The sequence below is a fragment of the Streptomyces antimicrobicus genome, from assembly GCF_020532625.1.
Classification (GTDB): domain Bacteria; phylum Actinomycetota; class Actinomycetes; order Streptomycetales; family Streptomycetaceae; genus Streptomyces; species Streptomyces antimicrobicus.
Window position 1 is genome coordinate 1 of the sequence record NZ_JAJAUY010000239.1, and the last position, 4,372, is coordinate 4,372.

Consider the following 4,372-nt stretch of genomic DNA (forward strand, 5'->3'; position numbering starts at 1 on the left):
GGCGGCACTCTAACCGCGGGCCACCGCCGTGATCACCAGGGTTTCCGTGGCCGGCGCGGGCTTCGGCTCCGGCCCGGCCTCGGGCTTCGGGGCCGGCGGCGCGTGGTGCGGGGCCGGAGGCGGCGCCGGGTGGTCGTCGCACTCCTCCTCCGCGCCGCCGTAGCCGCCCCGGCCGTGCTCCTCGTGCGCCGGGGGCCGCTGGGCGTGCCGCGGCTGGTGCGGGACGTGCCGGCGGATCTCCTCGGCGCCGTCCGCGGGACGCGGCTTGGCGTGCCGGGGCTCGTACTGCCGCTCCTCCAGGTAGTGCTGGAAGGCCTCGGCGTGCTCCGGGCTCAGGTAGCGCGCGTAGTCGGGGCTGCGGTCCCGGTCCGGGCCACCGTCGTGGCCCGAGTCGTGGCCGGAGTGGGTGGAGTGGGCCGAGTCGTGGCCGGAGCTGTTGACGCAGGTGTTGCCGAAGGCCGGGTTGAGGCCGGCGCCGCCGTCGACGCTGTTGCCGCACACGTTGGGCGAGAGGGTGATCGGTACCGAGACGCTGTTGCCCGCCAGCACACCCGGTGAGTGCGAGGCTTCGGCCGCGCCACCCGAATACGCGTAGGCCGCGCCGCCCGCGATCGACAGCAGGCTGGAAGCCGCCGCGGCCGTGAGCACCCCCTTGCCCAGTACCTGTCGGCTCAGTACCTGTCGCATGGGTCCTTCCCTGTCTACCGGCCCGGTGGCCGGTGCTGAATCGAAGGTGGCCTCGGAGCGCACCGCCGTGCACTCCGAGGCCACCCCGAGGAGGTTTGCCCTTGCGGGCACAGACGCTTCGTCAGGCGCTGGTCAGTTGTTGACGCAGGTGTTGCCGAAGGCCGGGTTCAGGAGCGCGATGACGTTGACGGTGTTGCCGCAGACGTTCACCGGGACGTGGACCGGCACCTGGACGAGGTTGCCCGAGAGCACGCCGGGGGAGTCCTTCGTGGCGCCGCTCGCGTCCGCGTCGGCCATGGCGGGGGAAGCGGCACCGGCGGCCATCAGAACGCCGGCGGCGAGCACCACTGCCTTCTTGTACGTCATTTTTCCCTAGATCCTTCCCGCAGTGGCGTATCCACTGCAGAAATAACAACGAGCGGTCGGTGGAAAAGAAACTCCCCGTATTTGCCGGGGAGCGGGCCGCAGCCGGAGTAATTCACTCCGGTCCTGGCCGGCCCGGGATTTGCGGGAATTCCCGGAAAGGGGGCGGGTGGGCCCCCGACGCGCGGCGAGGCCGCCGCGACCAGAAGGTGCGACGGCCTCGCGGGTGCGGTGCGGGACTCAGCTGCCGCTGGACACGTTGCCCGAGAGGATCGGGATGTTGTCCAGGATGTGCGACAGCGGCTCGTCGCCCTTGGCCTGCGTCGAGTTCTCGGTGCACTGCTGGTTCATCGGGTTCGACAGGATCGGGATGTCCTGGACGCCGACGTTGACCAGCGCGAGGATCGACTGGGCGTTGACCTTCGCCGGCAGCGCGACACAGGGCTTGTTCAGGGAGCCCTGGATCAGGGCCATCTGCGGGCTCATGGCGCCGTACGTGGCCTGGTTGCCGTAGATCTGCGCGGCGCCGTTGCCGTTCACGGTGTTGATGCCGTTGTCGTTGCCGATGGCCATCGCCTGGGTCGAGCCCACACCCACGACGGTCGCGGCGACGGCCGCCGACGCCATCATCTTCTTGATCACTGTGGTCCCTTTTCTGAAGGATTGCCCGGTACGGGGAGCAGACGGATCAACGGGGGCGACCCGCCGGGGGTTGCGCGATGTCACCCGGATGCCGGGTTCCGGCGGGGCCGGGTTGACGGACGGCGCACCCGCTCAACGAGGTGCCGCCCGCTCGGGTGCGGGCTTTCGCCCAAAAGGCCGTACGAGCGAGTCCGACGTGATTTCCAGCTCGATTTCTGACAAAGTGCACTCCTGTTTTGTCGCCTTGATCGAAAATGGAGACAGGGTCACATGGGTTCCACCCGCAGAATCCTCGGTGCGCTCGTCCCCCTGCTGTCCTGCCTCGTCCTTTCCGCAAACGTTCCTGCAGCCGGGGCCGCCGCTCCGGCCCCCAAGGAATTGCCCAGGATCCCGTTCACGCAGCGTTATCAGGCCGTGCAGCACGGCGGTCTGGTGCGCGCCTCCAACTCGGGCATCAGCTGCCGCCGCGAGCAGTCGCCGGAGGTCGAGCGCTGCGGGGAGGTCAGGCGCGGGGCCGCCGGGGTCAACAGCGACTACGAGATGTTCTACAGCGAGGTCGACAAGGACCCCGACACCTACAACTCCACCCGCGCCGAGCTGAAGGTCCCCGCGGGCGCGAAGATCTCGTACGCCCGGCTGTACTGGGGCGGCAACCTCCGGGTCGGGGAGCAGAAACCGCCCGAGGACAACGGCCGGGTGCTGGTCGCCGAGCCCGGCGGCGCCTACTCGGAGGTGCTGGCCGACACCCGGATCGGGCACCGCACGGACGACGGGGCCGACGCCTACCAGGCGTCCGCCGACGTCACCCCGCTGGTCCGCCGCGGCGGCGCGGGGATGTGGACGGTCGCGCAGCTCAACATCGCCATGGGCCACTCCGCGGTGGGCGCCTGGGGCGGCTGGACGCTGGTGGTCGCCTACGAGCACCCGGACGAGCCGCTGCGCCGGCTCGCGCTGTGGGACGGCTTCGAGGCGGTCTGGGCGGGGGCGGGCCAGGAGGCGGCGGCGACCGTGGACCTGGAGGGGCTGGACGTGCCCGCGGGCGGCGCCGGCAAGGCCGGCGTGGTCGCGTACGACGGGGACCGCGGCACCCTCGGGGACTCACTCACGGTGACCGCCGACAGCGGCCGCCGGGTCCAGATGAGCGACCCGGAAAACCCGTTCAATGATGTGATGAATTCTACTATCACAGAATTCGGACGCACGGCTTTCCGGCGCCAGCCCGAACACATGAACAATCTCGGATACGACGCGGACGTCTTCGATCTGAGCCCCGCCCTCTCCGGCGGCGCCCGAAGCCTTTCCTTCCGGTTCGCGGGCGAGAACCAGGGCCAGTTCCTCGGCGTGCTCTTCGTGCAGACAGACACGCGTCGCTGAAACGTACGAAAGACGACTCCACGTGCCGTCAGAACCTGTGACCGTCCTCCATCTCGTCCAGCCCGTGGAAGGCGGTGTCGCCCGGGTCGTCACCGATCTGGTCCGCGCCCAGTCGGCCGCGGGCCTGCGCCCCGTCGTCGGCTGCCCGCCGGGCGGGCAACTCGCCGAGGCCGCCCGCGCCGCGGGCGCCGAGGTGCACACCTGGCGCGCCGCCCGGTCGCCGGGCCCCGGCGTCGCGGTCGAGGCGGGTGCCGCCGCCCGGCTGCTGCGCAAGGTCCGCCCGGCGCTGCTGCACGCCCACAGCGCCAAGGCGGGCCTGGCCGGACGGCTCGCCGCCCGCGGCGCCCTGCCCACCGTCTTCCAGCCGCACGCCTGGTCCTTCGACGCGGTCGGCGGCACCACCGGCGCGCTGGCCCTCAGGTGGGAGCGGTTCGCCGTGCGTTGGGCCGATCGTGTGCTCTGCGTCAGCGAGGCCGAACGGCTCGCGGGCGAGACCGCCGGGGTGCACGCCCGCTGGGCGGTGATCCGCAACGGCGTCGACCTCGGCCACTTCCGGCCCGTCGACCCCGACCCCGTCCAGGACAAGGCCCTGGCCCGCGCCGGACTGCCGCTGCCCACCGCCTTCCGGGGGGACGGGCCGCTCGTGGTGTGCGTGGGCCGGCTGTGCCAGCAGAAGGGGCAGGACCTGCTGCTGCGCGCCTGGCCGGAGCTGCTGGCCACGGTCCCGGGGGCGCGGCTCGCCCTGGTCGGGGACGGCCCCGACGCCGAACGGCTGCGCCGGACGGCCCCGTCCGGGGTGCTCTTCGCCGGGGCCGCCGCCGACACCCGACCGTGGCTTCGGGCCGCCGATCTCGTTGTACTGCCGTCGCGGTGGGAAGGCATGGCGCTCGTCCCGCTCGAAGCCATGGCCTGCGGTCGGCCGGTGCTGGTCTCCGACGTCAGCGGGGCCCGCGAGAGCCTGCCGCCCGGCCACGGCCGACTCTGCCTGGTCCCGCCCGAGGACCCGACGGCGCTGGCCAAGGCGCTCGGGCGCCTGCTCGTCGAACCGCGGCTGCTCGCCGAACTCGGGGAGCAGGCCGGGCTGCACGCCCGGACCGGCTTCGACGTGCGGCGGACCACGGACGCGGTCACCGGCCTGTACCACGAACTGCTGGGCAGGCCCCGGCCCTTGAACCAGGAGCGCATCAGCCGATGACGATGGACAGCGCACACGCCCCGCACACCGGGCAGGGCGGCGGCCCACGCGCCGCAGGGCCCGCCGCGGGCGGCCCCGCCTCCCGCACCGCCGTCCGCCGTTCGGTGACCG

5 protein-coding genes are annotated in these 4,372 nt (G+C 72.3%); 2 read left to right on the forward strand and 3 right to left on the reverse strand.

Features of this window, described 5'->3' with window-relative positions:
* Positions 1–9: 9 nt before the first annotated feature.
* The 3 genes from LG632_RS29630 to LG632_RS29640 form a co-directional block, all read right to left on the reverse strand.
* On the reverse strand, positions 10–687 hold the full coding sequence (locus LG632_RS29630) for a chaplin (protein WP_226731016.1): 678 nt from the start codon (positions 685–687) through the stop codon (positions 10–12).
* Between the two features lie 132 nt (positions 688–819).
* Positions 820–1,053, reverse strand: coding sequence for a chaplin (locus tag LG632_RS29635; RefSeq protein ID WP_226731017.1), 234 nt, complete (start codon positions 1,051–1,053; stop codon positions 820–822).
* A 237-nt stretch (positions 1,054–1,290) separates the two neighbouring features.
* Positions 1,291–1,692 carry a rodlin gene (locus LG632_RS29640; protein ID WP_226731018.1) on the reverse strand — a complete coding sequence of 134 codons (402 nt, stop codon included), beginning with the start codon at positions 1,690–1,692 and terminating at the stop codon, positions 1,291–1,293.
* 378 nt (positions 1,693–2,070) lie between these two features.
* Between LG632_RS29640 and LG632_RS29645 the strand changes: the two genes are divergently transcribed.
* Together LG632_RS29645 and LG632_RS29650 are read left to right on the forward strand one after the other, a co-directional pair.
* Positions 2,071–3,066, forward strand: a complete 996-nt coding sequence (locus tag LG632_RS29645) for a DUF3344 domain-containing protein (protein ID WP_308109447.1) — start codon at positions 2,071–2,073, stop codon at positions 3,064–3,066.
* A 37-nt stretch (positions 3,067–3,103) separates the two neighbouring features.
* Positions 3,104–4,261, forward strand: a complete 1,158-nt coding sequence (locus LG632_RS29650) for a glycosyltransferase (protein WP_226731019.1) — start codon at positions 3,104–3,106, stop codon at positions 4,259–4,261.
* Positions 4,262–4,372: the final 111 nt, after the last annotated feature.

What these genes read in the sequence shown, in the direction of transcription:
- LG632_RS29635 (WP_226731017.1), bottom strand. Translation starts at nt 1,053, where the DNA reads ATGACGTACAAGAAGGCAGTGGTGCTCGCCGCCGGCGTTCTGATGGCC.
- LG632_RS29630 (WP_226731016.1), bottom strand. Translation starts at nt 687, where the DNA reads ATGCGACAGGTACTGAGCCGACAGGTACTGGGCAAGGGGGTGCTCACG.